Below are 25994 nucleotides of genomic sequence, written 5' to 3' on the forward strand. Positions count from 1 at the left end.
ATAAACCGGATGCCAACATTGTATTTATTCCAAAATAAAAGATAATCAGCCAAATATACAAATCACTTTTACTGAGAAGTAATAATGAACCACTGGGAAGGGATCAGCGAATTTATCGCCGTGGCCGAGAGCCAGAGCTTTACCCGCGCCGCCGAGCGACTCAACTTGTCTGTGGCGCAGATAAGCCGCCAAATCGCCGCGCTGGAGAAACGCCTGGCGAGCAAACTCTTCTATCGCACTACCCGCAAGGTGTCGCTCAGTGAAGAGGGTCAGCTTTATTATCGCCACTGCCGCTTGCTGCAAGATGGTATAGAAGAAGCCGAACGCGCCCTTGGCAGTTTGAAACAAACCCCGCAGGGCTTGCTGCGGGTGACGGCGCCTGTCACTTACGGCGAGCAGTTTATTCTGCCGCTGCTGAATGACTTTCTCTGCCTGCACCCCAAGCTGGATCTGCAACTGGATCTCAACAACAAGACGCTGGATCTGATTGATGGCGGTTATGATTTGGCGATTCGGCTGGGTAAGCTGGCGGACTCTAGCTTGATGGCGCGGCGTCTTGGCAGTCGCCGCAATTATGTCTGTGCCAGCCCGGAGTATCTGGCCAACCACGGCGTGCCCCACACTCTGGGCGAGCTGCACCGGCATCAATGTTTGCTGGGTAACCACCCTTACTGGCGTTTTATCGAGCTGGGCCAGGAACGTCAATGGCGTTTGAGTGGCCGCTTGGTGTGTAATTCTGGCCCTGGGTTATTGGATGCCGCCCGCAAAGGGCTCGGGCTGGTGCAACTGCCCGATTATTATGTCGGCGAGGATCTCGCCAGCGGTGCCCTGGTATCAGTGCTTGAGGCTTACCAGGCGGCGCCGGAGGGGATTTGGGCCTTATACCCACAGAACCGCCATCTGTCGCCCAAGGTCAGCCTGCTCTTGGACTTTCTGCAGCAGGCGCTGCCGGAGGCGCCGGATCTGGCCGACTCTTGAGTGGATGCCCAGTCTTGAATGGAGCGTTAAGTCTTGAATGGATGACAGGTCTTGAGCTGCAGCCAAATCTTAAATAGGAAATAAATTCTGTATCGGCTCTGAATCTTGCATAGCCGCGAAACTTGCGAGCCACTATGTTTTCGAATCGCTGAACTTTCGAATCGCTGAGCTTTCAAGTTTCCAGGCTTTTGATTCTCTGAGCGAACTATTACTTGGCCGGCTTAGCCCTGACGCGTCTTAGCGCGCTGCCAGTGCAGCAGATATTTATCCAGCTCATTAGCAAAGGCCTGTCTATCTGCCTGGCTCAACTTGGGACTGCCGCCGGTATCTATACCGCTGGCACGCAGGGTATCGAGAAAATCCCGCATATTGAGGCGGGCACGCACATTGTCTCGATTCAGCAGCTCACCACGGCTATTGAGCGCCTTGGCTCCCTTGTCTATCACTTCGGCCGCCAGCGGAATATCATTACTGATCACCAAATCACCGGCGTGACACAGGCGCACGATTTCGTTATCGGCCACATCAAACCCCTTGGGCACCTGTAAGGTTTTGACACTGGCAGCGCCTGTGATCCTGAGTGCCTGATTGGCGACAAAAGTGATATTGATGCCGGTACGCGCTGCCGCCCGCACCAACATCTCGCGGACCACAACCGGGCAGGCATCGGCATCAACCCAGATTTGCGCCGGACAAGAGGCCTGATAAGGATTATTCTGCTGCACTGACACTCCTTCTATGACAGCAAGGCATTTCATCAAGACAGACCCCCATATTGACATCTGACTTTGCCTTGCACCGAAATTAGGTGGGTCATTTTATACTATTCCGGCTAAAAGTTTGATCTTTCAAGAACGCGAGTGAAAGCGATATATGTAAGATGAATTGCGTTAACGTGAGACTCATTCACAAGTAACCCCCATTCCCGCCCGCACTGTAAATTCAATTGCGAACCATTTTTATTTGCAATTAAAATATAGCCTCATTCTGGAGGCAAAATAATATGGAAACGTCCCCGCTGTTGTTGCGCTGTAACCAACTGCTTTGGTGTGAGGGATTGGTCTTGCTGGCAATCATGCTGGTATTGGCCAGTTTTGGGCTGGATGCCCGGCTGTTGATCCTGCTGTTGGCACCAGCCTTGGTGCTGTCTTTAGCCTTGGGATACCAACCCGGCAAGAAGACACTCAGCCTGGTGTTCGCCTGCTGGATCCCTGTCTGGTGCCTCATTTAACCCCTGATTTTTATAGGAGAATGTTATGCCCAAATCCACGGCTCGGATGAGCCTTGTTGCCGCTGCTGTCTGCAGTCAATTGCTGCTGATGGGAGCCGCCTTGGCCGAAGAAGCCCAGATGGAGCGTATGGTAGTCAGTGCCAACCGTACCCCGACCCAGATAAGTGAGCTCTCCGGCACAGTTTGGTTAATTGATGAAAACAGCATCCGTGAGCAGATAAACAGCGGCAAAGGCGTGAAAGAGATGCTGGCCGCCCTGGTTCCCTCCATGGACGTATCCAGCCAGGGCCGGACCAACTTTGGTCAGAACATGCGCGGCCGTGCCATGGTGGTGCTGATAGACGGCGTATCCATGAACACCTCCAGGGGGATCAGCCGCCAGCTGGACAGCATAGATCCCTTTAACATCGCCCGCATTGAAGTCTTGGCCGGCGCCTCGGCCCTCTATGGCGGCGGTGCTTTGGGCGGCGCTATCAATATAGTGACCAAAAAAGCCGCCGACAGCCTGGATACCTTTGAAGCCGAGGCAGGTTTCAAATCGGGTTTTAACGGCAGTGATGACTTGGATTACCGCACTGCCTTTGCCGTGGCCGGTGGCAGCGATACCCTCAAGGGACGTTTCAGTGCCGCCTGGCAGGAAAATGGCCAGTGGTTCGACGGCAGCGGCGATCAGGTGATGCCGGATATCACCCAAACCGGCATGCAGTACACCCAAGGTTATGATCTGATGGCCAACCTGGATTGGAGCCTGCCAAACAATGCCACCCTCAGTGCCCTGGTGCAGTTTTACAACAATGAGTCCGATGGCGACCACGGCCTCTATATGGGGGAAAACTTCAGCGGCGTCACCTCAGATGCTTCCCAGCTTGAAAGCCGCAAGGGATTGAATGCCGATCGCAGTCCCAAAACCGATCGTACCTTACTGAACCTCAGCTATACCCAGGCTGACTTTCTCGGCCAAACCTTGTACCTGCAAGGCTTTTACCGCAAGGAAGATCTCGACTTTCACCCCTTCCCTTATGTCAGTGAAACCCTCGGGGTTTACAACTTCTCGGCCTCATCACAAAACACCGGCATTTATGGCCTGAAAGCCGTGTTGGAATCCAGACCCAGCGACAGCCTCAAACTCACCTGGGGCATCGACTGGGACAAGGAGAGCTTCGACTCGGATCAGATGAGTTTTGATCTCGACGCCGCCAACCAGAGTGGCGGTTTGACCATGAAGGAGCTGTTCACCACAGGCCGATATGTCGACTTCAGTGTCGAGTCCATCGCAGCCTTCCTGCAGGGCAGCTGGGATATCAACGACTATCTGGTGCTCAACGCAGGTTATCGTTATCAGCAGATGGACAACAGTGTCGATGACTTTATCGGCTATAACCAACAGGTGGCGATTGCCCAGGGTAAGGCGCCGGGCGCCGATATTATCAAGGGCGGCAGCACAGACTACCATGTCGGCCTGGTTAACCTGGGCTTGGTGGCTAAACTGAGCCGGGATCAACAACTGTGGCTCGCCTACTCGCAAGGCTTTGAGCTGCCGGATCTGTCCAAATACTATGGTCGCGGCAGCTATCAGGCCGATGCCGATGGTTATCTGCAACTGACCAACAGCATCAATATCAATGATTCCCGCCTCGATGGCATCAAAACAGACTCCTTTGAACTGGGCTGGCGCTATCTGGCCGACCGTTGGCAGGCCCAGGCCAGTCTGTATTACGCCATCTCGGATAAGGTGATTGAGGTCAATCGCAGCGATCTGACCATAGAAGTCAAGGACAAGGATAAACGCACCTATGGCCTGGAAGCCCAGCTGAACTTCGATATCAGCAGCGCCTGGCAGGTGGGCAGCAACCTGCATCTGGTTCGCAGTGAAATCAAAAATGGCTCCGACTGGATTGATGAGACAGTCACCTATGCTTCACCTTCCAAAGCCACGGCCTTTATCGCCTGGCGCGGTGACAGCCAGCAGTTAAGATTGCAGGCCGAGCACAGCTTCAGCGCCGACTCTGACTATCGCTTCAAGGCAAATGATGGCCAGAGAAGTGAGTTAGGCAGCTATACCACTTTGGATCTGCTCGGCTCCATCGAACTGGCAGTCGGCACCCTGAGCTATGGCATCGAAAACCTGCTTGATAAGGACTACAGCACCCTTTGGGGCCAGCGAGCCGCTTACTTCTACAGCCCGACTTACGGCCCGGAGAAGATGTTTGACTATCACGGCCGTGGCCGCACTTTTGCCATCAATTACCACCTGAGCTGGTAAATGGCGTCAAAAAGCGTCGCCCCTGCGGCGCTTTTTCTCTTTTGCGCTTGTCAGCTCAGCTCTGATCCCTTAGTTTGTGGCGGCCAATTTATTTACAGGTAAGTGTCATGCTACTTTTAATCACGGCGATTATGATTATCCTGCTGCGCCGTCTGCTCAAGGCCGATGAGCCCTTTCTGGGCTATGAATGGCTCGCGATTATCACCTTGGCTATTTATCTGCTCTGTTACTTCTACCTGCCGCCATTTGCACCGGCAAGCAACCAGAGAATGGGGTTACTGTACGAGATGATCCCAAGCTTCAGCCTGGGCGCTATCCTCTTTCCCGAACTGGGTTCACGCTACCCGGAAAAAGTGGTTTGTGTTTTGGGCGGTCTTGGACTGCTGACCTCTGCTGTGATATTAGCAATATTTAAACTGAGCGTTTGGTAGGTTCAGCCCGGGGATTAAACCGTAACCTCTGGTTGAATGGCTGAGAAACAGAAAGTAACGAAGAAAATGTGAGCGACGGCTTAAGGCGTTTGCAGTGCCTCGCTCACCTTGAGCAAAATGAAACCGGCTCTCTTCGCAACCGACCATTTGGGCACTTCAATTAACTCATCACCGAAAGCCTCATAGGCTTTTTGCATCTCATGATAATTCGCCACCGTCTCACTGAAGTCCTGCTTACGTTCTATATCATTGGCTTTAAATGGCTTACCAGGCGGAAAGATAAATACCCTGGGGTGATAAACGAACTCAGGGCAATGACTCGGTAAACTCCCGGGAATGGATTATTGCGCCAGCAGGCTTTAAGCATAGGAATCCAGCATTCTGGGAGCAAAAAAGATAATGCCGACATATCAAGAACTATTAGATGCCGCGTCATTTATAAGGGTTAATCTTGGCTTTACACCTGGTTTTGATAGTCGGCTTCCATAAGGCGAACAAAATCTTCCATCTCTTGCCCCGGGGTAATAGGAAAACGCTCCGCCAGCTGTGACAGATTAACAATACGGTCCACCCGAAAGGAGCGAAAATCTTCTCTCAGTTCGCACCAGGCCAGCAAAGTCCAGGTGCCGCGCCAAAAGTAGATCGCCAGCGGCCTTATCTTGCGCTGACTGGCACTGCCTTTGACATCCTGATAGTCGAGCAGCACAAAATGGCGTAGCCTGGCGGCAATACGTAACGGATCCAGGTAGACAAAATCTTGTTGATCAAGGTAGAAATCCGGTGAAAACATCAAACTCTGCAACGCGCGTAAACGCTCCGGCACCACAGCTTCTACCTTGATAAGCGCCTGTTTGGCTGCCTTGCCAAGTTCATTACCGCCCCAGGTCTGCACCATACGGATCCCCAGTTGGATCGCTTCCAGTTCAGCCTCGTTGAACATCAAGGGTGGTACACTCACCTCCTGACGCAGCAGATAGCCCAGTCCCGCCTCCCCTTCGATGGGGATCCCGCTGAGACAGAGATCCTGAATATCCCGATAGATGGTTCTGACCGACACTTCCAAGCGCTCAGCCAATACGGCCGCCGTGGTCAAGCGGCGATGACGCAGTATCTGCACTATCTGAAACAAACGATCAGCACGGCACATGACTTATATCATTCCTTATAAATGTTTGATTTACCACCGAAGTGCGAATTGAAAAGCTGCGCATCCGACACTGGCCTATGTCGATGTAGCCAGACAAAACTTCCATTGCCCTATTAGCCTCGCCATCTTTTCATCCTCGCAGAATAAGTAAACTTCGATGCAAAGTGGGGTGACGCCATACAAAGACCGACAATGCGTCGGTCCCGATAAGGATAATTGCGCTGAGCTTACAGCTGCATGGCCCACAAGCCAAGTCGGTTGCCTTCAGAGTCGGCTATTTGAGCGCAATAACCACATTCACCTTCCTTGATAGCCATGGGCGGCAACAGGATCTGCACCCCTTGCGCTTCCAGTTTGCCTATTGTGGTACCCAAACTGTCACCCAGATTGAGATAAACCACTGAGGCCGTCAATGAAGGTGCCATCTGTGGGTGTTTGATCAAACCTAAACACGCACTATCGCTACTGGTACTGCTGACACTGACATACTCGCAATCAGGCATAGGATCTTCGTTGCAATGCAGCCCCAAAACCTCTTGATAAAAATGCTTGGCACGGGCCATATCGGCAACCGGGATCTCACTCCAGACCAAAGGGATTTCTGTTGACATTTTATCTTCTCCATCTTGATTCAATTATCACAGAAGGCTCATCCTCCAGCGCCCTTACACACTTGGCTATCAGTGCGACAGCAAGTATGCATCTGTGCTACTGACAACCTGTTGTCAGTAGTTGATGTGAAGATACGAGTAAACTTTTATGTGGCTGTCGACTGAGGTTGTCTTCCCCACAATATGGCGCTTGTCAGTGCGTTCATCATATTTCTGAGCTTAAGTCATACTTTGACTCCTGATGAAGTTATCTCCCTGATACGAATTAAACACTGAACGACAATCAAGCTTCACATAAAAAAATCCGATGACTCATCGTCATCGGATTTTTTAGTGCTTTGCGAAATCATTTGCCATGACTTGGCGACTTCAAGTGCTGCGTCTGCTCATGGCGAAACTTGCACCCAATAACGTTTCAACCGCCACAACCTTGCAAGACTGCTGGGTTTGTTACCAAAATACTGGCACCATCTTTACCGGCAGAAGAGGCAAAAATAGACACCTGAGACTGCATTTCTGCTGTCGCCTGAGCCGCCATGCCATCAGTCACGCCCGGAACTTCAGATGGGTCGATGAGCGAGCTGTGGTGCCCCTTGGCAAAGCGTACGGCGCCGCCACCAGCGCTGGTCTGATCGACGCAGTTAAGCCCCAGAGTCGCAATCAAAGGCTCAGTGCCGGACAGCGGGAAGCCCGCGACAGTACCAGGCAGAACCTGATCGCCCTTGTTACCAGCGCCATCACCGACGATTTCCACCAGATGAACCGGCAAACCCGTGGCCTTGAGCATGGCAGTCTGGTTGATAGGATCGGCTGACTCTATCCCGGTTTGCACCGCAAAGGCAAAGGTAGGGATAAATTCGGCGTATACCTCCTGAACCAGAGCTTCATATTCGGCCGAGCCCGGCTGATATCCTTGTTTATTGGCCGCATTCACCAAGGCCTTGAAGGTATCGGAAGCCGTCACATTGGCAAACAACAAAGGTGCAAAGGTGGCAGAACCGGCGAAAGAGCCCGCCAGGCCGCCGCTAGGCGCCACCAAAGATGCGCCCTTGATGCCATAGTAGTTGGGCAAGGCTGTGCCGGATGCAGGGTCTTTCAAACCTGTGCTGGCATAGGTCGCGAAGTTGGTGCCGACAATGGCGCCAAGGCTAAGCCCCTGAGCGGTTATCTGGTTATTGTCAAAAACCTGAGGCGCGCCCATTTCGATAAGTTGCGCCGACATACCTGTTATCGCGACTCTAAGCGCCAGATGATCCATGGTCGCCTGGCGGAAGTTATCCCTTACCGACAGCGTGCTTTCTATATTGACAAATACCAGCGGATTGCCATTTTGGAAGGCATCCGGCTTACCGACAACCTTACCATAGGCCGCACCTGAGGCCGAGACTTCATAGATGCCGTCACCATTGGCATCAAATGAACGGGCACCGTGCAGCGGCATATCTATGGCCACCGTAGCCACACCGGCTGCGGCATAACTGCCGGCATAGGCCAGCGACATCTCTTTGCCGCCACCCAAACCATGCAGCGCTATCGTGGTGGGCCAGCCACTGGTTGGTGGCGTAAAAGGCAAGCCCTGGCTGGCATAAAACGCCGCAAGCTTAGTGGCGTTGGGCATGGAGATCAGCACAGGCACAGTTTCGTAGTTGCGAATAGCCGGAATAGGATTAAAACGGGTTAGGTGCTTAGTCTTATCGACTGCACTGCCATCATCCAGCTTCCACGCTTTGCCGGCCAACAAGGAAGGATTGGCCAGTGCTGCGGCGGGATCTATATTGTACGCCATCGCCTGGGCGGCAAACTTCTCCTGGCTCAGAGTGCCGGCCTGCAACGCCAGCAACACAGATACCGGGCTGTCGCCCTGGGCTTGCCAGTAACCGTTAATGCCATCACAGCTCGCCGATGAACAAGTACCGTAAACCGGCACTTCAATGGCCGCAGTGTAGACATCGGCCAAATCCGCCAACGCATAGGCTATGCCATCAGCAGGGCTGAGCCCAGCTGCCATCGCCACTGTATAACCGGCGGGAGTCGGAGTTTGCAGCCACTTGGGTGCATAGGGTGAGCCGGGTTGCAACATCAGCAGCTTGGTCGTTTCATAAACATCGGCCACCGACTGGGTGGTAAACAGGCCTGAATAGGTAATGCTTTCCTTGTCAACGCCGTGAGCCGATGCCATGCCCTTCTCATAACTGTTTACCAGAGTTTGCAGCATCAATTGATCGGCGGTTTCCAGCGGCGCTGTGTCGATATCCAGTTTCAACAAACCATAGGTATAGGAAGGCGCTATCGGGCGCCCAGCCGAATCCATGATGAGTTTAGTGGTGGCGTAAATATAGGACTGAGCGGGCTTAAGCGGCTTCAGTGGAACAATAACTATCTTGTTGCCGGACGCTTGAGTGATGAAGTCTTCACCCCAAGCCAGCTCTTCACCCACTTCACAGGCAGAAACCGAAGGCTTGGTCTGGCACTCGGCTTTGGATGAAAGCGGGCCGCCGCTGACGGCTTCAAACATTCTCACCGCTCCCGGCTGGGCCACGGAAGATGCCAGCAGGCTCAGGGTATTGCCGCTGTTGTCTTTGGAAGGTTCAATGTCTATGGTTATCGGCTGGGTAGTTGACCAACCATCCAGCGCACCCAGCGCCAACTGCGGATTGGTATAGTCACCGGAGGCTTCCCCGGGAATATTCAAGGTACCGTCTGTGGTGCCATTGAGCAGTAAGTCGTTTGGCAAGGGAACTTCAGCTTTGGCAGGATCAAACACCAAATGGGACTCAGGGATGAGCGGCTCGGTCTTATCCTTAAGTTCGTTATAGCTGTCTTCACCACATGCTGTCAGTCCAAGTGCAGATGTGATTGCAACACCCAAAATGAGTCTTTTCATCTTTTTTCCCCAAATCTTGTTGTAATAATTTTGTTTTCCCCAAGAAATTGGTCACAATACCCCAGACACTGTGACCAGAGGAGCTGAAATCTGTACTCAGCCTGTCTCAAGTTAACGTAAAAATATTGAGTTAGCTACATTTTTGTCACAGTTGACCGCAACGAAAAGTAACTATGAACAGTCATTTGTTTTAAACAGATGTATACCGCTGTAGTGAGTCGAGTATTGGCGGGCTTTAGCGCGAAGAGGAAATAACTCCCCATGTTGGAATATCAAGCAGCAAAAGATCTTCTCAAGGGCAAAACTATTCTGGTAACCGGTGCCGGCGACGGTATCGGTAAAACCGCAGCCAAAACCTATGCCGCCCATGGCGCCACAGTGATCCTGCTGGGCAAGACGGTCAAGAAGCTGGAAGCCGTTTACGATGAAATTGAAGCCGCCGGCGGCCCGACGCCAGCGATTGTACCTCTGGATCTCAAGGGCGCCAGCGAACAAAACTACCGCGACATGGCCGAAACCATAGAGCAGCAATTCGGCAAGCTCGATGGCCTACTGCATAATGCCAGCCTGTTGGGCGCTTTGGGGCCGTTTGAACATATCGATATTCAGTCACTGGAAGATCTGCTCAAGGTCAATGTGGTGGCGGAAGTTATGATGACCAAGGCACTGTTGCCTGTGATGCGCAAGGCCGAGCACGCCTCAATTATTTTTACCTCCAGCAGTGTTGGCCGTAAGGGCCGCGCTTACTGGGGCCCATACGCCTTCTCCAAGTTTGCTACCGAAGGCATGATGCAGGTGCTGGCTCATGAATGTGAAGGCACCCAGGTGCGCGCCAACAGTATCAATCCGGGAGCAACCCGCACCGGCATGCGCGCCAAGGCTTATCCGGCAGAGAACCCACTGGATCTCAAGACGCCAGAGCAGATAATGCCCGTTTATCTATATCTGATGGGCGACGACAGCCTGCAGGAAAACGGTCAGGCCTTTAACGCCCAGTAACATTTTCCTCAAGAATAAACGCAGTCCAATGGGCTGCGTTTTGCTATTCATACGCCATTCATACACGTTTTATAAAAGAAATAAGGAGGCAATCCATGAGTCAAGAATACCCTATAGGCACTCCAGGTACTCCCTGGGGAGAGGCCGAAAAATCCGCCTGGCGCGCCACCCAAAGCATTAAACGCAGCTACCGTGAACAGGTGCTCGACAAGATCTATGCCCTCAACATAGCTTTTGAATGCCGCCGGTACGGCGCCTTAAGTTATGACCCGGAACGTTATCCCCTGCTCGCCCTGCAGAGTAAATCACCACAGGCAAATAAGCCCTGGGTATTGGTCACTGGCGGGATCCACGGTTATGAAACCAGTGGCGTTCAAGGTGCGCTGCAGTTTCTTGAGCAGGAAGCCGAGCGCTATCAAGCGGATTTCAACCTCCTGGTCGTCCCCTGTGTCAGCCCTTGGGGATACGAAGTCATCAACCGTTGGAATCCCTTGGCTATCGATCCCAACCGCTCCTTCTTTGAACCCAGCCCGGCAGAAGAGTCTGCCGCATTGATGGCTCTGGTTGCTAGCCACGGCGCCCCTTTCCTGGCTCATATCGATCTGCATGAAACCACAGACACGGATGAAACCGAGTTTCGCCCGGCGCTGGCGGCCCGCGATGGCAAAATCATAGCTCCCGGCGAGATCCCGGACGGTTTTTATGTGGTAGATGATGAAGCCATGCCGCAACCTGAATTCCAACGAGCCATTATCGAAGCGGTCGCCAAAGTGACCCATATCGCTCCGGCCGACAAAGACGGCAAGATCATCGGCTCTCCTGTGGTCGACCACGGCGTTATCCGTTATCCGCTCAAGCAACTTGGTTTATGTGCCTCGGTTACCAATGCCCCATACACCTGCACCACGGAAGTCTACCCCGACAGCCCGCAGGCAAGCGATGAACAGTGCAATGCCGCCCAGGTAGCTGCGGTTTGTGGCGCATTGGATTATCTAAAACGAATTCAAGGTTAGGGTTTTCGGCTCCGGTCCCCTCTTGCAGGAATGAAGTGACTCTCGCCCAAGAGTAAACCTGAAACAGCGCTGCATCTGATATTCAACCTGTCAGGTCAAATAACCCGTCAGATAGAATAACTATGACCCGGCATTTGCCGGGTCATCTGTTTCAACCGTCTATCAAACCCTCATTGAAGATAAAAGTAACCACAGGAGAGTTCTGTTTATTAACAATCTTTTATTGACTGATAATGGTTTTCATTTAAAATCACTTTCAGTTCCAGGTATCGACTTTGCTTTTTTACTCTGACTTTTCAGGCCGTCATTGAATGCTGCGATTAACCAGGTCGGCATATGACAGCGCTTTTCTGTTTTAGCAGACGATACCAATTAGATGTGGAGTGGTTTATGCCCAAGATAAGCAAGCATATTTCCAAGATATGCCATAAGCAGGCCAAGAAGGCGTTGAAAAAGACGCAACCCGCACTCGGCAAGTCCAGCCGCAAACGCCTTGGCAAAGGCTTGGTTAGTGCATTAGAGCAGCAACTGCCCACTGAACTCTCCCGGCAAAAGAAGCTCAAAAAACCGCAAAAGAAACTGCTCAAGGCAGAGCTGCAAAACCGAGCCAGCACCTGGATTGCCGCCAATCAAGCTTCTGTCGAACTCGGACAACTTCACAGCCTAAAACCCCAGACCGGCAGCATGAGCTTTGCGCTGCGCCCCTTTAAGAAATCCCCCTGCGGCGGCTGCCCGGCACTCAAGGGCAAACTGTGCCGCTGCGCCCTTAAGTATCAACAGCGGCTACAGCAGGCAGGTTAACCCTTCCGCAGAACTAGATAATTGCCCGACATTACTGTTAGTCGTCGCTGATCAGATCGTCAAAACGTTTGTAGCCATGCAGGGAATCAAAGTCTTTCTCCTCCTTGGCCGCCTCACTGAGTGAGGCACTGAAACCCACAGCCAATTCCAGATCGGAAATCGCCTGCTCTTCCGAGCCCATGCGGGTAAAGGCGCAGGCCCGCTGATAAAGCGCATTGGCGTTCTTGGGATCCACTTCCAACACCCGGTTACAGATGCTCATCGCCCAGTGATACTCGCCCATTTCCATGGCGGCATCGGCCTTGTAGGTTAAGGCTTCGAGATCGCCCGGACGTATTTTGAGAATATCGTTGTAGATTTCGATTCGCTGCTCCGGCGTTTGCGAATGTTGAGCGCGGATCCACAGGTTGTGTATCTCGTTGATCCGTTCAATTTCCTTGTTGTTTTCCGTAATGATCCGGCTCTTTCGTTTCAGCTCACGCTCCATCTCCTGAAACTTTTTCTCATACTGGGCGGCAATCGCCTCCAGTTTCTCGTTGGCCATCTCCTGGGTCTTATCGCGAATATCCTTGAGTGACTGCCACCCCACCAAGGCGATCAGAGACACAGCGGCGGCAATGAGGTAAAAGAAGTAGGTCACAGTCACATTGGCATAGTTCATCGACTTGTCGGCCACCGCCAACTCTCGGTCGGTAATATCGACCGTGACCCGTTTTTCCAGCGACTGCATATCTTGCCGTATCGACTTGAGCTCATCGAGCACATAGCGCTCCATCAAGGGTTTGTCGTAAATACTCTGCTCCGAATAAGGTTTTGGGGGCTCTTCAGCCGCCATAACCGGCAGCGCCAGGCTCAATAACATCAATACCAGTGCATGCCATAACTTCATTTTTCCTCCTGTTGCACTCAGGTTTTCTCCACACCCTAACAAATGGGCCTGGATGGGTAAAATTTGCTTATAAAAAAGCCAGCACCGTTGAGCGCTGGCTACTGCAAAACCAATAAGCGGATTTAACCGAGATCCATCATCATCTTGCGGGTACTGACCAATTGGCTGAACTCACGCATCTGCTCTTTGGAGAGTTGGCTGGCCATGGGGATATCCGCCTTCATGGCATTCACCGGCCGCCCGTTGACATGAAACTCATAATGCAGATGCGGCCCGGTCGAACGCCCGGTATTACCGGAAAGCGCAATAACCTGACCACGACTGACCCTCTGGCCCTTATGCACCAAAGGTTTGGACAGATGCAGATATCGGGTACGGTATTTGTTGCCATGCTCTATCACTATATATTTACCGGCGTATCTATGATTGGTCACCAGAGTCACCACTCCGTCACCCGGTGCTACTACCTTGGTGCCTATCGGTACGGCAAAATCGGTGCCGTTATGGGGGGAAACCCGCCCTGTGACCGGGTGACGGCGATTGGGGTTGAATGATGAGCTGATCCTATAGCGTTTCTCCAGCGGGATCCGCTGGAAGGCCCGCGCCAAACTCCGCCCTTTCTCATCATAGAAGTTGCCATCTGTGCTCTGAAACGCAGTGATTTCATTGCGGCCGTTTTGAATGCGTAATCCCAACACCTGGCTGACACCGGTCGACTCCCCTTCTATGTACTGATCATTCATCAGCACAGAAAAGTGGTCACCGGCACGCAGATCCCGGGCAAAATTGAGCTTTTCTTTCAACAAGCTTTCAATTTTTTGAATTTCGGCGGCGCTCAGACCGACTCGCTGCGCCGAGCGATAGAAAGATCCTTGGATCTCACCGCTGACAATCCGGTTTTGCCAGAAACCTTCGATGTTGATCTCTTCCACCCCATAGCCACCATCGTCGAAGCGCTTGAACAGCACCTGATGTGCGGCGTTGAAGTAGAGTTCCAACTGGGTCAGATTGCCCTGTTCATCAAGCCAGAAACGGATCCTGTTACCCGGTTGCAGGGTATCGAGTGCCAAGATATCCAAATCGGCTTCCAACACCTTGTACATGGTCTGCAGGCCAACCCCCGCCTTTTGAAACAATACACTGAGGGTGTCACCACTTTGGATCACGCGTTCAAAGTTCGGACCGGCCAACTCAACAACCGAAGGCTCAGTACCGACTTGAGGCAGCAGAGCTTCAATATCCAGATGCAAGGGAATACGTTGTGGGGTGACTTCATGAGTCCCGGGCCAAAGCAGCGCCGCGCCCACCAATAACCCAGAGCTGAGCAGCAGCTTCTTGTGAAAGGATGGTAAGGTCTGCAAACGCATAGGGATTATACTCAACCAGGATATTCTATCTGTCTGCAACTGTTGCCTCACCGAGTTCAAACTGAAAAAACCAATAGCTGGAACCCCTATTTTCAAGGGGCCAACTGCAAACTTATATCAAAAAAAGTCCCTGAGACAAGTATTATTCGCCAAAACCCCATGATTACTGGGTGGATTTCAGATTTGACCGACAAATTTGCCCTGTTTGCATCAAGCTGTAACCAGGCGAATGCTGCTACCCAGTGCATGCTTGCTGATATCTATACGGCAGCTTATCTGCTCTTTCATCTCCGACACATGGGAAATAACCCCTATCATGCGGCCACTGGATTGCAGATCCATCAGGGTACGAACCGCCAGTTCCAGTGAGTCCTGATCCAGACTGCCAAAACCTTCATCAATAAACAGGGTATCGAGCTTGATACCACCGGCATAAGCTTGCACCACATCAGAGAGTCCCAGCGCCAGCGACAAGGCCGCCATAAAGCTCTCACCACCACTGAGTGTGGCCACCGGACGCACCTTGGAGCTGTAAGCATCTTCCACCTCAAGCTCCAGACCGGAGGCCTTATTGCCCTTGGCCCTGTCCTCTTTACGCAGCAAGCGGTAGCGGCCTTTGCTCATCAGCGCCAAACGGCGACTGGCCTCGAGCAGCACATCATCGAGCAAGACGCTGAGCACAAAGCGCTGCAGACTCACCTTGCTATGACTGTTGCCATTGGCCACATCACTCAGAGTGCCGATAAGGGCGTACTCTTGCTCCAGCGCCTGAGCGGCTAACGCTTCTTTATTGAGCTGGGCTTCTGTACCTTTAAGGCTCTGCATTCGGTTGTTGAGCGTCTGCCAGGCATCCTCCGCCTCGGCGAGTTGCTGCTGCTGTTGCTGCCAGAGGCTTTCAAGCTGCCCAAGCTCAGGCAGACTTTGTCCGGCGAGCCGCTCATCCATGGCTTTGAGCAGCGTCTGCTGCTCCGAGCGCTGAGTGCGCCAGGCCTCTATCTTCTCAGCCAATGCCTGCATCTGCGCTTCATCCAGCTGCGCCTGTTCCAACGCCTGACGGCCGGCAAATCCAGATTGTTTCAGGGCATCATCAAGCGTTTGTTGTGCTTTGATGGCAAACTGCTCGGCCCGGGCGTTGTCTTCACGGCTCGATGCCAATGCCTGCATCAGTGCCTTATGCTGGCTGACGGCCTCGGTATACTGTTGATTGATATCTTGTTGCTGCTGTTTGAGCTGTTGCCACTCACTCTGCTTTTGCTCAAGTTGCCGCGCCATCAGTTCAAGCGCCGCCTCCGCTGCCAAAGAATGATATTCATTGGGCAGAGCAGCAAGCGCCGCGTCTTTACGGGCTCCCGCAAGACTCAACTGCGCTCTTAGCTGCTGCAACTGCTGTAATTGAGTCTCGCTGTGTTTGAGTCGCTGCTCCACTTGCTGCTTGGCCTGCTGCAATTGTTGCCTGCAGTTATTGAGGCGGGTTTGAGCCGCTTCGGCTTGTTGCAATTCATTGAGCAGCTGCCTGCGCCGGGACTCAAGCCTGTCTATTTCCGTAGTGAGATCGGCTTTGACATAGGAGTCGGCATCCATAGCAGCGTCAGCCTTAACCTCTGTCGTAACATCAGTCTTAACATCAGTCTTAACATCAGCCGTAACATCAACCATAACATCCGCTGCAGCACAGGCCTGTAGCTCAGCGCTCAAGCGCTGCAGTTCGAGCTGCAACTCCTCGGTTTGCCGCTTGATATGACGATAATCGCTGCGGGCCGCCTCATGCCTTGCCGAGGCTTGCTGCTCGGCGTCTCTCGCCCGGTTGAGCTCGGCTTCACCCGGAATATCCTGCGCCATCTCGGCCGGTGCCGGATGATCCAAACCGCCGCATACGGGGCAAGGCTGCCCCGGCTGCAACTTAGCCGCCAGAATAGCCGCCTGCCCTGTATGCCAGGCCAGTTGCAACCTTTGATGTTCCATTTCGGCGCTCTGTCTTTCGGCCTTGCATTGATGACCATGGGCCTCGGCCTGCTGCAGGCTGACTCGGGCTTGCTGCCATTTTTGCTTAATGTGCCCGAGCTGCTCCGTCTTCTCCAGGCGAACATTCAGCGCCGCCAGAGCCTGATACAGCAGCCCTTGGCGCTCGGCGCTTGAGAATAGTTCGTTCTCCTCTGAATTGAGTCTTTGCTGTTTCTGCTGCCATTGTTCCAGTTCAGTGCGACTCTGCTGCTCTGCCCGCACAAGGCGCCCAAGCTCCACTAGGCCAAGCTCATGCTCCTCGGTCAGTTGCTTAAGCTCGTTAATAGCCGGCTGCAGCTTGTCGAGTTGTTCAAGCTCCCGTCGCAGCTTATTAGCGTGCTCATCCAACTCGGCGAGTGTAGCCTTATCATCTGTGGCCTGTTTCAGACGCTGCTCAGCGCTCTGCAACTGCTTGGCATAGTCAGCCTCCTTGGCTTTAGCCTGCTGCCACTCCTGCTGGCGAAACTGCAACTCTTTAAGGCTTGGCAGCAACTTTTCAGCCTTGCGGGCATTCTCCAACGTCTGCTGATGCAGCTCGATTTCAGCGCGCCGCTGCTCAAGCGCATCAAGCTGGGTTTGCAGCAGCTTGCGGCGCTCAAACTCGGCGGTTAACGCCTTGGCGTTATCGAGCGTCTTGGCACTCTGGGTCAAGGCATCGCTGGCTTTTTGTTTGTTACTTGTCGCTTCGGTCAAAGAGGGGGTCAGAGCGGCAATTTCTGCACTCAACTGCTCGAGACTCTCGACACCGGCAGTTTCCAAAATCCCGGCGCGGCGTGATTGCAAGTCTCTGGCCTTTGCCTTGATTTCCAGCGCCTGCTGTTTGAGGCGCTCTTCAATGCGGCGGTAGATATGGGTTTGAAACAGCTGGCTGAAGATCTTTTCCCGCTCTTTGGAGTCCGCCAGCAAAAGCTCGCGGAACTTACCCTGGGGCAGCACCATCACCTGGCGAAACTGATCCACATCCAGGCCAGTCAACTCTTCGATACAGGCGTTGGCATCCGTGACCTTACTGGCCACCAGCAACTCTTCGGTGCCATCGGGCAACAGCCGCTTGAGTTCCGCCTCGCTCTTTTGCAGGGTAAAACCCTCGCCGCGGCTTTTAGCTCTTTGCTGCTCGGGGCAGCGGCGAATGCTGTAGCGTTTTTGCCCCAATTCAAAACTGAAATACACTTCGGTGAGCAGGCCGTCATCGGCATTATCGCAGCGCATCTGGCTGCCTTCCCGCTCGTTACCTGTGGTTTTGCCGTACAGGGCAAAACAGATAGCATCCAGAATCGTGGTCTTGCCCGCCCCTGTGGGGCCATTGATCAGAAACAGCGGCTTGTCGCCCAGCTCGGTAAAGTCGATGCGCTGACAATCGGCGAAGGGGCCGAAGGCGCGCATTTCCAAAATCAGCGGTCTCATTGTTCCTGCTCCCTGTGCAACTCTTCAATCAAACGGCTCATGGTCTGCTGCTGCGCCTCTGTCATGGCCTCACCCTGTACCTGACTGAAAAAATCGCTGAACATGTCGAGCTCGCCTTTTTTGATTCTGTCGCGGCCAATCTCCTGCCCCTGCTGCCGGGACATCAGGCCCGTGCGCTCCAGATGCAGCACATTGGGATAGACGCCGCGCAGCTTGCCCATGGGATCCAGCAGCGCCTGGGTATCGAGCAGACGCACCATCAGGTAGTCCTCTCGCCCCGGATCTTTTTCGCCCTGTTGCAGCAGTTCATCGAGCAGGCCTTCAATCACCCTCACATCCCGCCTGGGTTTTAGCGGTAGCAAAGTGATTTTTGGGGTATTAGCTGCGCTCAGCTCCACCAGAGTCACGGATTTTTTCTGTTTGTGTTCACTGAAGGAATATTTCAGCGGCGAGCCCGAATAACGCACGTGCTCGGCGCCCTTGTATTGCGGGCCATGCAGATGCCCGAGTGCTGCGTAGTCAAAGCCGCAAAAGAGTGCAGGGTCGATTTTATCGGCGCCGCCGATACTCAAGGGCCGCTCGGATTCAGACTCATTGCCGCCATCGAGGAAACAGTGGGCCACCACTACCTTGGGCAGGCCTTGGCTGTCGTGCGCCTGAACCTGCTCCAGCAAGCAGGCCATCGCCTGCTGATGACTGCCGGCATCTACCTCCAGCACATGCCTTACCTGCGCCGGCTCGGCATAGGGAATGGGATAGAAACAGGCATCGCCGTCACGGCCTTTGAGGATAAGCGGCTTAACCTGCGCTTGCAGAGGGCCGCTAATATAAAGGCCGCTGGCGGCCATTTGCCGCGCCGCAAACCCCAGCCGCTCCTGGCCGTCGTGATTGCCGGCTATCATAAGCACAGGAATTTGATGCTCATTGAGCAGGGTATTGAGGAACTTATCCAGCAGGGCAACCGCGCTGGCAGGCGGGATCGAACGGTCATATATGTCACCGGCAACCACCAGGGCATCAACCTGATGCTCAGCGGCAAGTGCCACTATCTGCTCAAGCATATAAGCTTGTTCATCCAGCAGCGACTCGTTGTGCAGTTGCCGACCGATATGCCAGTCCGAGGTATGGATAAATTTCATTGGGCGCTAAGATTGCAGGCGAATACGTGAGCCTTATGGTATGCAAAATCAATGCAATAGTATATGCGCCTGCCGAGGTTCTGCGACCGAGTGCTTATCACTCAGCCGTCTGTCTTATTTGGGTTTAAAAACTCCACTGATATTGATCGGCCAGCAGCTTGAGGCTCATCACCAGAGACATGACCACCACCAGCGGCTTGATGATCTTGCTGCCCTTGGTGATCACCAGACGAGAGCCCAGAGTCGCCCCGGCGGCCTGCCCTGCCAGCATCACCAACCCCAGCAGCCACACCACCTTGCCACCGAGGGCAAAAAAGATGAGCGAAGCAATATTGGTGGAAAAATTCAGTACCTTGGCATGAGCCGTCGCCTTGGCCAGACCGAACCCCGCCAAAGACACAAACGCCAGGGCAAAGAAGCTGCCGGTGCCCGGGCCGAAAAAGCCGTCATACAAACCCACCCCGAGTGCGGCGGTAAAGGCAAATACCCCAGGTGTCAGAACCCTGGCGCGGTCATCTTCGGTGATTTTTTTGGAAAACAAGAAGTAACAACCAATAGCCAAAATAAGAAACGGCAGCATCAACTCCAGCACACTGGCATCTATCAACTGAACCAAAATCGTACCGACTGAGGCGCCGACAAAGGCGCAGCCAATTGCCAGTTTCATCTCACCCAAATTCACCATTCCTTTACGGACAAAGTAGAGGCTGGCGAAGAAACTGCCACCACAGGCCTGTAGCTTGTTGGTGCCGAGCGCAGTCGCCGGAGGCAGTCCGGCCCACATAAGCGCCGGAATAGTCAACAGGCCACCGCCACCGGCGATAGAGTCAATAAAGCCCGCCACCAGAGCAACCAAAAACAGAACCGTAGCCAATTGCAGAGTGAGTTCAAATGCCATTTTTATGTTATCGAATACTGAGTTGAAGGATTGCTATTAGACGCAGTTTGCCCGCAAAAGGCAAAGGAGTTATTCTCGTTTTCACGTGAGATTTTCTCACACAATAAACAGCGGAGAAAACATGTTTCAGGAATTACCGCCTCTCAATGCCCTGCGTTCATTCGAGGCGGCGGCAAGGCTACAAAGCATTACCCTGGCGGCGCAGGAGCTGTATGTGACCCACGGTGCCATCAGCAAACAGGTGCGCTTACTCGAGAGTTTTCTGGGGTTCAGTCTGTTTGTGCGTCAACACAGGCAACTGGCGCTCACTGATGAGGGGCGGCAATACCTGCCGCAGGTGCAGGCGGCACTGCAGACCCTGGCCAATGCCACCGCCGAGTTGAAACGTCAAAGTCTCAAGGCGCAGACCCTGGCTATCAATGTGTTGCCCAGCCTGACCATCAACTGGTTAATCCCGAGAATGGAGGAATTTAAGTCACGCTTTCCGCAATTGTATGTGGATCTCACCATAGGCGACTTCGCCGTCGACTTTGCCAGCGGTCGCTACGACATCGCCATTCGCTCCGCCACCAGTGAGCCTCAGGGAGTGAATGTGATCAAACTGATGGATGAAGAGCTGTGTCTGGTGTGCTCACCACTGCTGGCTCCCAAGCTAAAGCAACTGGAAGATATCAACCAGGTGACGCTGCTGAAACACACCACCCGTCCTGAGCTTTGGCCTTACTGGGCCAGGCAACTGGGGATAAAACTTACCACAGAGCAGAAGTTTGGCGTCGAGCATTTCTATATGCTGAGTCAGGCCGCCGCCAGCGGCATGGGGGCGGCGCTGATCCCGCGTTTCTTTATCGAAGATCAGCTCAAGGCCGGCACTCTGGTGATCCCCTTTGAAGCCCCCTTTGTCAGCCCCTACAGCTATTATCTGTTAACCCCCAAGTCCAGCAGTCTGCCCCGTAAGTCGGCGCTGTTTATCGACTGGTTGCTGTCCGAGTTTGCGCCATATCGCGTGCAGTGTTAGTGCAAAACAGAGAATCGTGCTGAGTAATAAAGCCTGGCAGCTAATCACAGCTCAAATCTTTTTATAGCTACTTTTCAACACTATGAAGTAAAAAGTGACTCCCAGGTAACTGATAACCCGGATTCAAGTCCAAAGTACAACACTGGCGGTTTGATTCGGTGACCTACATTACAGGCAACCGACGCCATTAGAATGAACTCGTTTGCTTATTCCTTGCTCCAGTGAGCCTGGAGGGGCAACCAAGATTTTGGCAAGGGCTCGAAGGGGAGTAACCTATCAACACCAAGGAGGAGGTATGAAGCACTATCGAGGCAGTTGCCTTTGCGGCAAGGTTCGTTTTGAAATCAACGCTGAGCTGCAGCAATTCTTTTTGTGTCACTGCAGTCGCTGCCGCAAGGATTCTGGTTCGGCCCACAGTGCCAATCTGTTTTCAGACAGCGCCGAGTTAACCTGGCTCAGTGGCCAGGACGCCATTACTGCGTTTACCCTACCCGGTACCCGCCACAGCCGCCACTTTTGCGCCGTTTGCGGCTCGGCGCTGCCCCAAGCGGTCGAGGGTGGCCGCCTGCTGCAAATACCCGCAGGCAGCCTGGACGATGAGCCGGGCCTGACTCCCCAGGCGCACATTTTTTGTCAGGCGCGCGCCGCTTGGGATCAGGCTTTGGAGCAAGTGCCCTGCCTGGAGCATGGCCCGGTTTAAGAGTATAGGGCACCGCACTGTGATAAAGGCGCCTACTGCCAGTCCGCGTAGCGGTGCCTGACTCGGAAGCGGTTATCTCAGCAGCGATTACCTAGAAAGCTGAGACTTATGATCCCGGGTTTACCGCCAACTCCACCATGGCGGCGGTGTACATCTTAAGGTTCAGCTGCAACTGCTCGCGGGTGATAAACTCATGTTCACTGTGGCCTGTATACTCGACATCCGGCATGGCCGGACCAAAACTGAGGGCATTGGGAAACAGTTTACTGTTGGTGGAACCGCCAATAGCAACAGGTTTAGGGTCGGCAATACCGGTAAACTCGGCAAACACATTGAGCAGGGTCTGCAGATGCGGCGCCTTATCCATCACTTTGGGCTCGCCCCAATAGCTGCTGACATCGACCAGAGTCACGCCGTGGGATTGCTGCCAACCGGCCAGCGCCGCAGACAGCTGTTTATCCAAAGTTTCCGGGCTCTTGCCTACGGGGCGCCTTAGGTTAAGCGTAATGCTGGTCCCCCCCTGCCCCCACTCCACCACAGTCGGCGCCAGCGACATAGGCCCCATAAAGTCATCGCTATAGCCCAGCTCACCAAAGCGCTGGGCATAGAGGTCCAAGCCTATCATTTCATTGATAAATGCCAGGGTTAATGCCGACTGGCTCGGTGCGAATGCCTCAGACTCCAACAGCGCAGCCAGATGCGTTACTGCATTGACACCATCTTCAGGGGTTGAGGAATGGGCCGATTTGCCGTTGGCGGCGATCTCCAGGCTGTCGAAATCCAGGGTAAAATCATAGCGCATCCCCTGCTGGGAGTCTGCGGCGCGTTGCAAACGGCTGACCATGGCGCTGTCGGCTCCGCGGATCAGGGCCAAGGCCTGCTGGGGGATCTGACTGGCAAAGGAGCCACCGCTGAAATGCTGCAGCTGCGGTTTATCGAAATTAGGCGCCTTGACTTTGGCTTCAGGTATCGTGAGTTTTATCTGACTCCAGCCCTTCTCGGCGGTGACCACAGGGTATTCGGCGTCTATGGTGATATTCATATCGGCCGCTTGATAGTCCTTGAGAAACACTTTCAGCGGCTCCCAGTCCGACTCCTCGGCCAGATATACCATAAGCTCAATGCGGCGATTCAGTTTTACCGACTTGTCCTTGAGCGCCTTCATGGCGTACATGGCGGTGACTATCGGCCCCTTGTCATCTTCGGTGCCGCGGCCTATCAGCTTGCCCGGTTGCGATTGAGTATCCAGTTGATAGGGACTCTGGTGCCAAAGGGTTGAATTGGCCGGTTGCACATCCCCGTGAGTAATAATGCCTAGCTTGTTAGCGCCGCCGCCCCTGTCTTCGCCAAGGCCTATCAAGAGCACATAACCGTGATCGGCATAATCCAGCCCCAACTGCTCCGCTTGGGCCTTGAGCGCCTGCTTGAAGCCGATGAATTCCGGATTGGTGTCGGGCGTCAACCCTGGGATAGCCTCGGTATTGAAGTACACCAACTCGGCGAGGCTCTGTTCCATCTCGCTGCCGTAGCGGTCAAAACTGTACTGGGCCAAGGTTTTCGACAGTGGCGAGACTTTACTCAATGCAGACTCAGTACCTTGGGCAGCGCTTACGCTTGAAGTCTGGCTCGAAGCCTGAGGCGTAAAGCCGCTCTCTGCGCTTACAAAAGGAGCGAACAAGCACAGGGACAGCGACAGGGATAAACGGGAAACTGTTCTTATCATCATGGCAGGGTGGCTTTTGTTATCTTTTATTATCAAAGGCCTGAGAGTGTGCCACAGATACAGTTTCGATACTGCATTCGCTAAATTTTGTTACAAACTAAACAGGACAAAATTGGCCTTTTTCAATACGCCATGTTACTAAGGACGGCTTCGGCGCGGCCCGCCGCGCCATACGGGAGATAAACACCAGCATAGAGGAATAACAATGAAGGGAATGACCCTCTCTCCAGTGGCTCTGGCCCTGGGACTGGCGCTGACACTGAGCGCCTGCGACAACCAGCCTGTATCCCAGAGCGACACATCTGCCCAATCCCAAGCGCCTGCGCTCCAGAATGGCACGGGCACCAACCCAGCCGCAGCCAAGGCCGAACAAACCCGGGACAATCCTTTCTTCCAGCCCTGGAATACTTACCTTGAAATCCCCGCCTTTGATCGCATCCAGTCCGAGCATTACCTGCCGGCCTTCAAACAAGGGATTGCCGAGCGCAAAGCGGAAATTCAGGCCATCATAAACAATCCGGCCGCCGCTGACTTTGCCAACACCATAGAAGCCATGGAACGCAGTGGCGCCTTGCTGACCAAGGTGTCAGGGGTGTTTTATAACCTCACCAGCGCCGACACCTCCGCCGAGCTGCAGAAGATCTCCAAGGAAGTATCCCCGCTGTTGTCTTCCAGCCGCGATGATATTTACCTGAACAACGCCCTGTTTCAGCGGGTCAAGGCTGTCTATCAGCAAAAAGATCAGCTGGTACTGAACCCGGCGCAGCAGAAACTGCTCGAAGACACCTACAAACGCTTCAGCCGCGGCGGTGCCAACCTGGATGACGCAGGTAAAGCGGAGCTTCGAAAGCTCAATGAGGCGATTGGCAAGCTGAGCCTGGAGTTCGGCGATAATGTGCTGGCAGAAACCAACGACTTTGAACTTGTGATAGACCAGCAGGCCGATCTGGCCGGTCTGCCGCAGGATGTGATTGACGTTGCCGCCCAGGCGGCCATCAAGCGCGGCCATTCCGGCAAGTGGGTATTTACCACCCAACGCCCCTCCGTCACCCCGTTTTTAACCTATGCCGATAATCGTGAGCTGAGAGAAAAACTCTACAAGGGTTATATCGAGCGCGGTAACAACGACAACGCCCACGACAACAAGAAGGTGCTGGCAGAACTGGCGGCTCTTAGAGCCAAACGAGCCCAGCTTCTGGGCTATCCGAGCCACGCCCACTATGTGCTGGAAGAGCGTACCGCCAAGACTCCGGAAAATGTCTATGCCCTACTGGATAAAATTTGGCCCACCGCCCTGGCCCAGGCCGAAGCCGAAAAGGCCGAGATGCAAAAGCTTATCGACAGCGAAGGCAAGGACTTCAAACTGGCCGCCTGGGACTGGTGGTACTATGCCGACAAGATACGCGTCGCCAAGTACAGCTTCAACGAACAGCAGACCAAGCCATACTTCTCGCTGGAAAACACCCTCAAGGGCGTGTTCTACACCGCCAACCGCCTCTATGGCATCAGTGTCACCGAGCGTGACGATCTGCCCAAGTATCACCCGGATGTACGCACCTTCGAGGTGAAAGACAAAGACGGCAGCGTTATCGGTATCTTCTTTGGCGATTACTATGTCCGTGACAGCAAACGCGGCGGCGCCTGGTCCAATGCCTATCGCCGTCAGGCGGTGGTCGATGGCGTCAACGAGCAGCCCATCATAGTCAACGTGCTCAATTACCCTCGTCCCAGTGGCAATGAGCCGACGCTGCTGACCTTCGATGAAGCCGGTACCCTGTTCCATGAATTCGGCCATGCGCTGCACGCCTTGCTGTCCAAGGTGGAGTATCGTTCCCAGTCCGGCACTTCTGTGCCCCGCGACTACGTGGAGTTCCCGTCACAGGTGATGGAAAACTGGATGACTCAACCGGATGTGCTGGCGCATTTTGCCAAGCACTATCAAACCGGCGAGGTGATCCCCCAGAGTTTGGTAGACAAGATCCGCGCCGCCAGCAAGTTCAACCAGGGTTTCGCCACAGTGGAATATATGGCAGCCACCAAGCTGGATCTGGACTGGCACAGCAGCAACGTCACCGAACCTCAGGATGCGGCCGCCTTCGAGCAGCAATCCCTGAACAAGATGGGGCTGATCTCTGAGATAGCGCCGCGCTATCGCTCCACCTACTTCAGCCACATCTTCTCCGGGGGATATTCGGCCGGTTATTACTCCTATATCTGGTCTGACATTCTTGGCGCCGATGCCTTTGAGGCCTTCAAGGAAAACGGTATTTTTGACCCGGCTACCGCCAAGGCTTTTCGCAGCAACATCCTAGAGCGCGGTGGCAGTGAAGATCCTATGGCACTTTACAAGGCGTTCCGTGGTCAGGAAGCCGCCATTGAGCCACTACTGCGCAGCCGCGGCCTGCTGGCGGAATAAACGCTTGCCGGATTGGTAATGCCCAGCCACGCAAACAAAAAAGCCGTTCGCTGAGTGAACGGCTTTTTTGTTCTTTCTCAGGGC

The 25994-nt window shown here is 53.7% G+C and carries 21 protein-coding genes; 10 read left to right on the plus strand and 11 right to left on the minus strand.

Annotated elements, in window-relative coordinates:
• Positions 1-84: 84 nt before the first annotated feature.
• Complete coding sequence (locus tag RC73_RS04005) at positions 85-978, plus strand: LysR substrate-binding domain-containing protein (protein WP_039033418.1); 894 nt, start codon at positions 85-87, stop codon at positions 976-978.
• A 221-nt stretch (positions 979-1199) separates the two neighbouring features.
• Here RC73_RS04005 and RC73_RS04010 read toward each other — a convergent pair whose 3' ends face one another.
• Positions 1200-1703, minus strand: coding sequence for a YaiI/YqxD family protein (locus RC73_RS04010; protein WP_256213869.1), 504 nt, complete (start codon positions 1701-1703; stop codon positions 1200-1202).
• 278 nt (positions 1704-1981) lie between these two features.
• Between RC73_RS04010 and RC73_RS04015 the strand changes: the two genes are divergently transcribed.
• The 3 genes from RC73_RS04015 (at position 1982) to RC73_RS04025 (ending at position 4903) form a co-directional block, all read left to right on the plus strand.
• Positions 1982-2209 (plus strand): hypothetical protein, encoded by a 228-nt coding sequence (locus RC73_RS04015; protein ID WP_039033419.1) that lies wholly within the window; start codon positions 1982-1984, stop codon positions 2207-2209.
• Positions 2210-2234: 25 nt separating this feature from the next.
• On the plus strand, positions 2235-4472 hold the full coding sequence (locus RC73_RS04020) for a TonB-dependent receptor (RefSeq protein ID WP_039033420.1): 2238 nt from the start codon (positions 2235-2237) through the stop codon (positions 4470-4472).
• A gap of 107 nt (positions 4473-4579) precedes the next feature.
• Positions 4580-4903 carry a hypothetical protein gene (locus RC73_RS04025; protein ID WP_071475877.1) on the plus strand — a complete coding sequence of 108 codons (324 nt, stop codon included), beginning with the start codon at positions 4580-4582 and terminating at the stop codon, positions 4901-4903.
• 80 nt (positions 4904-4983) lie between these two features.
• On the opposite strand, the gene RC73_RS21415 is transcribed toward RC73_RS04025, so the two are convergent.
• The 4 genes from RC73_RS21415 to RC73_RS04040 form a co-directional block, all read right to left on the minus strand.
• Positions 4984-5241, minus strand: a complete 258-nt coding sequence (locus RC73_RS21415; protein ID WP_327268104.1) for an AAA family ATPase — start codon at positions 5239-5241, stop codon at positions 4984-4986.
• 119 nt (positions 5242-5360) lie between these two features.
• Positions 5361-6050 (minus strand): helix-turn-helix transcriptional regulator, encoded by a 690-nt coding sequence (locus tag RC73_RS04030; protein WP_039033421.1) that lies wholly within the window; start codon positions 6048-6050, stop codon positions 5361-5363.
• 227 nt (positions 6051-6277) lie between these two features.
• The gene (locus RC73_RS04035) at positions 6278-6661 is read right to left on the minus strand and encodes a VOC family protein (protein WP_039033422.1); all 384 of its coding nucleotides are present in this window, start codon (positions 6659-6661) and stop codon (positions 6278-6280) included.
• A gap of 415 nt (positions 6662-7076) precedes the next feature.
• Positions 7077-9545 carry a VolA/Pla-1 family phospholipase gene (locus RC73_RS04040; protein WP_039033423.1) on the minus strand — a complete coding sequence of 823 codons (2469 nt, stop codon included), beginning with the start codon at positions 9543-9545 and terminating at the stop codon, positions 7077-7079.
• 261 nt (positions 9546-9806) lie between these two features.
• Here RC73_RS04040 and RC73_RS04045 point away from each other — a divergent pair, with 261 nt between their 5' ends.
• The 3 genes from RC73_RS04045 to RC73_RS04055 all read left to right on the plus strand — a co-directional run bounded on the left by RC73_RS04045 (position 9807) and on the right by RC73_RS04055 (position 12358).
• The gene (locus tag RC73_RS04045; RefSeq protein WP_039033424.1) at positions 9807-10544 is read left to right on the plus strand and encodes a YciK family oxidoreductase; all 738 of its coding nucleotides are present in this window, start codon (positions 9807-9809) and stop codon (positions 10542-10544) included.
• A 95-nt stretch (positions 10545-10639) separates the two neighbouring features.
• Entirely contained in the window at positions 10640-11557 is a 918-nt protein-coding gene (locus tag RC73_RS04050) for a M14 family metallopeptidase (protein ID WP_039033425.1), read from the plus strand.
• A gap of 390 nt (positions 11558-11947) precedes the next feature.
• Positions 11948-12358, plus strand: a complete 411-nt coding sequence (locus RC73_RS04055) for a hypothetical protein (RefSeq protein ID WP_039033426.1) — start codon at positions 11948-11950, stop codon at positions 12356-12358.
• 37 nt (positions 12359-12395) lie between these two features.
• On the opposite strand, the gene RC73_RS04060 is transcribed toward RC73_RS04055, so the two are convergent.
• The 5 genes from RC73_RS04060 to RC73_RS04080 form a co-directional block, all read right to left on the minus strand.
• Positions 12396-13247, minus strand: a complete 852-nt coding sequence (locus RC73_RS04060; RefSeq protein ID WP_039033427.1) for a tetratricopeptide repeat protein — start codon at positions 13245-13247, stop codon at positions 12396-12398.
• 122 nt (positions 13248-13369) lie between these two features.
• Positions 13370-14614 (minus strand): peptidoglycan DD-metalloendopeptidase family protein, encoded by a 1245-nt coding sequence (locus RC73_RS04065; RefSeq protein WP_152608408.1) that lies wholly within the window; start codon positions 14612-14614, stop codon positions 13370-13372.
• 210 nt (positions 14615-14824) lie between these two features.
• Positions 14825-18019 carry an AAA family ATPase gene (locus RC73_RS04070; protein ID WP_039033428.1) on the minus strand — a complete coding sequence of 1065 codons (3195 nt, stop codon included), beginning with the start codon at positions 18017-18019 and terminating at the stop codon, positions 14825-14827.
• On the minus strand, positions 18016-19158 hold the full coding sequence (locus RC73_RS04075; RefSeq protein WP_039033429.1) for an exonuclease SbcCD subunit D: 1143 nt from the start codon (positions 19156-19158) through the stop codon (positions 18016-18018). The genes RC73_RS04070 and RC73_RS04075 overlap by 4 nt, the downstream gene beginning before the upstream one ends.
• Before the next feature lie 124 nt (positions 19159-19282).
• Positions 19283-20056, minus strand: coding sequence for a TSUP family transporter (locus RC73_RS04080; protein ID WP_039033430.1), 774 nt, complete (start codon positions 20054-20056; stop codon positions 19283-19285).
• Positions 20057-20177: 121 nt separating this feature from the next.
• On the opposite strand from RC73_RS04080, the gene gcvA reads away from it, so the two are divergent.
• Both gcvA and RC73_RS04090 read left to right on the plus strand, forming a co-directional pair.
• Complete coding sequence (gene gcvA / locus RC73_RS04085) at positions 20178-21071, plus strand: transcriptional regulator GcvA (protein ID WP_039033431.1); 894 nt, start codon at positions 20178-20180, stop codon at positions 21069-21071.
• A 295-nt stretch (positions 21072-21366) separates the two neighbouring features.
• Positions 21367-21771: a GFA family protein gene (locus RC73_RS04090; RefSeq protein WP_039033432.1), complete on the plus strand. Its 405-nt coding sequence runs from the start codon at positions 21367-21369 to the stop codon at positions 21769-21771.
• 106 nt (positions 21772-21877) lie between these two features.
• On the opposite strand, the gene RC73_RS04095 is transcribed toward RC73_RS04090, so the two are convergent.
• Positions 21878-23497: a dipeptidase gene (locus RC73_RS04095; RefSeq protein WP_039033433.1), complete on the minus strand. Its 1620-nt coding sequence runs from the start codon at positions 23495-23497 to the stop codon at positions 21878-21880.
• A gap of 202 nt (positions 23498-23699) precedes the next feature.
• On the opposite strand from RC73_RS04095, the gene RC73_RS04100 reads away from it, so the two are divergent.
• Positions 23700-25910, plus strand: a complete 2211-nt coding sequence (locus RC73_RS04100; protein WP_039033434.1) for a M3 family metallopeptidase — start codon at positions 23700-23702, stop codon at positions 25908-25910.
• Positions 25911-25994: the final 84 nt, after the last annotated feature.

The sequence above is a fragment of the Shewanella sp. ECSMB14102 genome (assembly GCF_000813075.1).
Taxonomy (GTDB): domain Bacteria; phylum Pseudomonadota; class Gammaproteobacteria; order Enterobacterales; family Shewanellaceae; genus Shewanella; species Shewanella indica.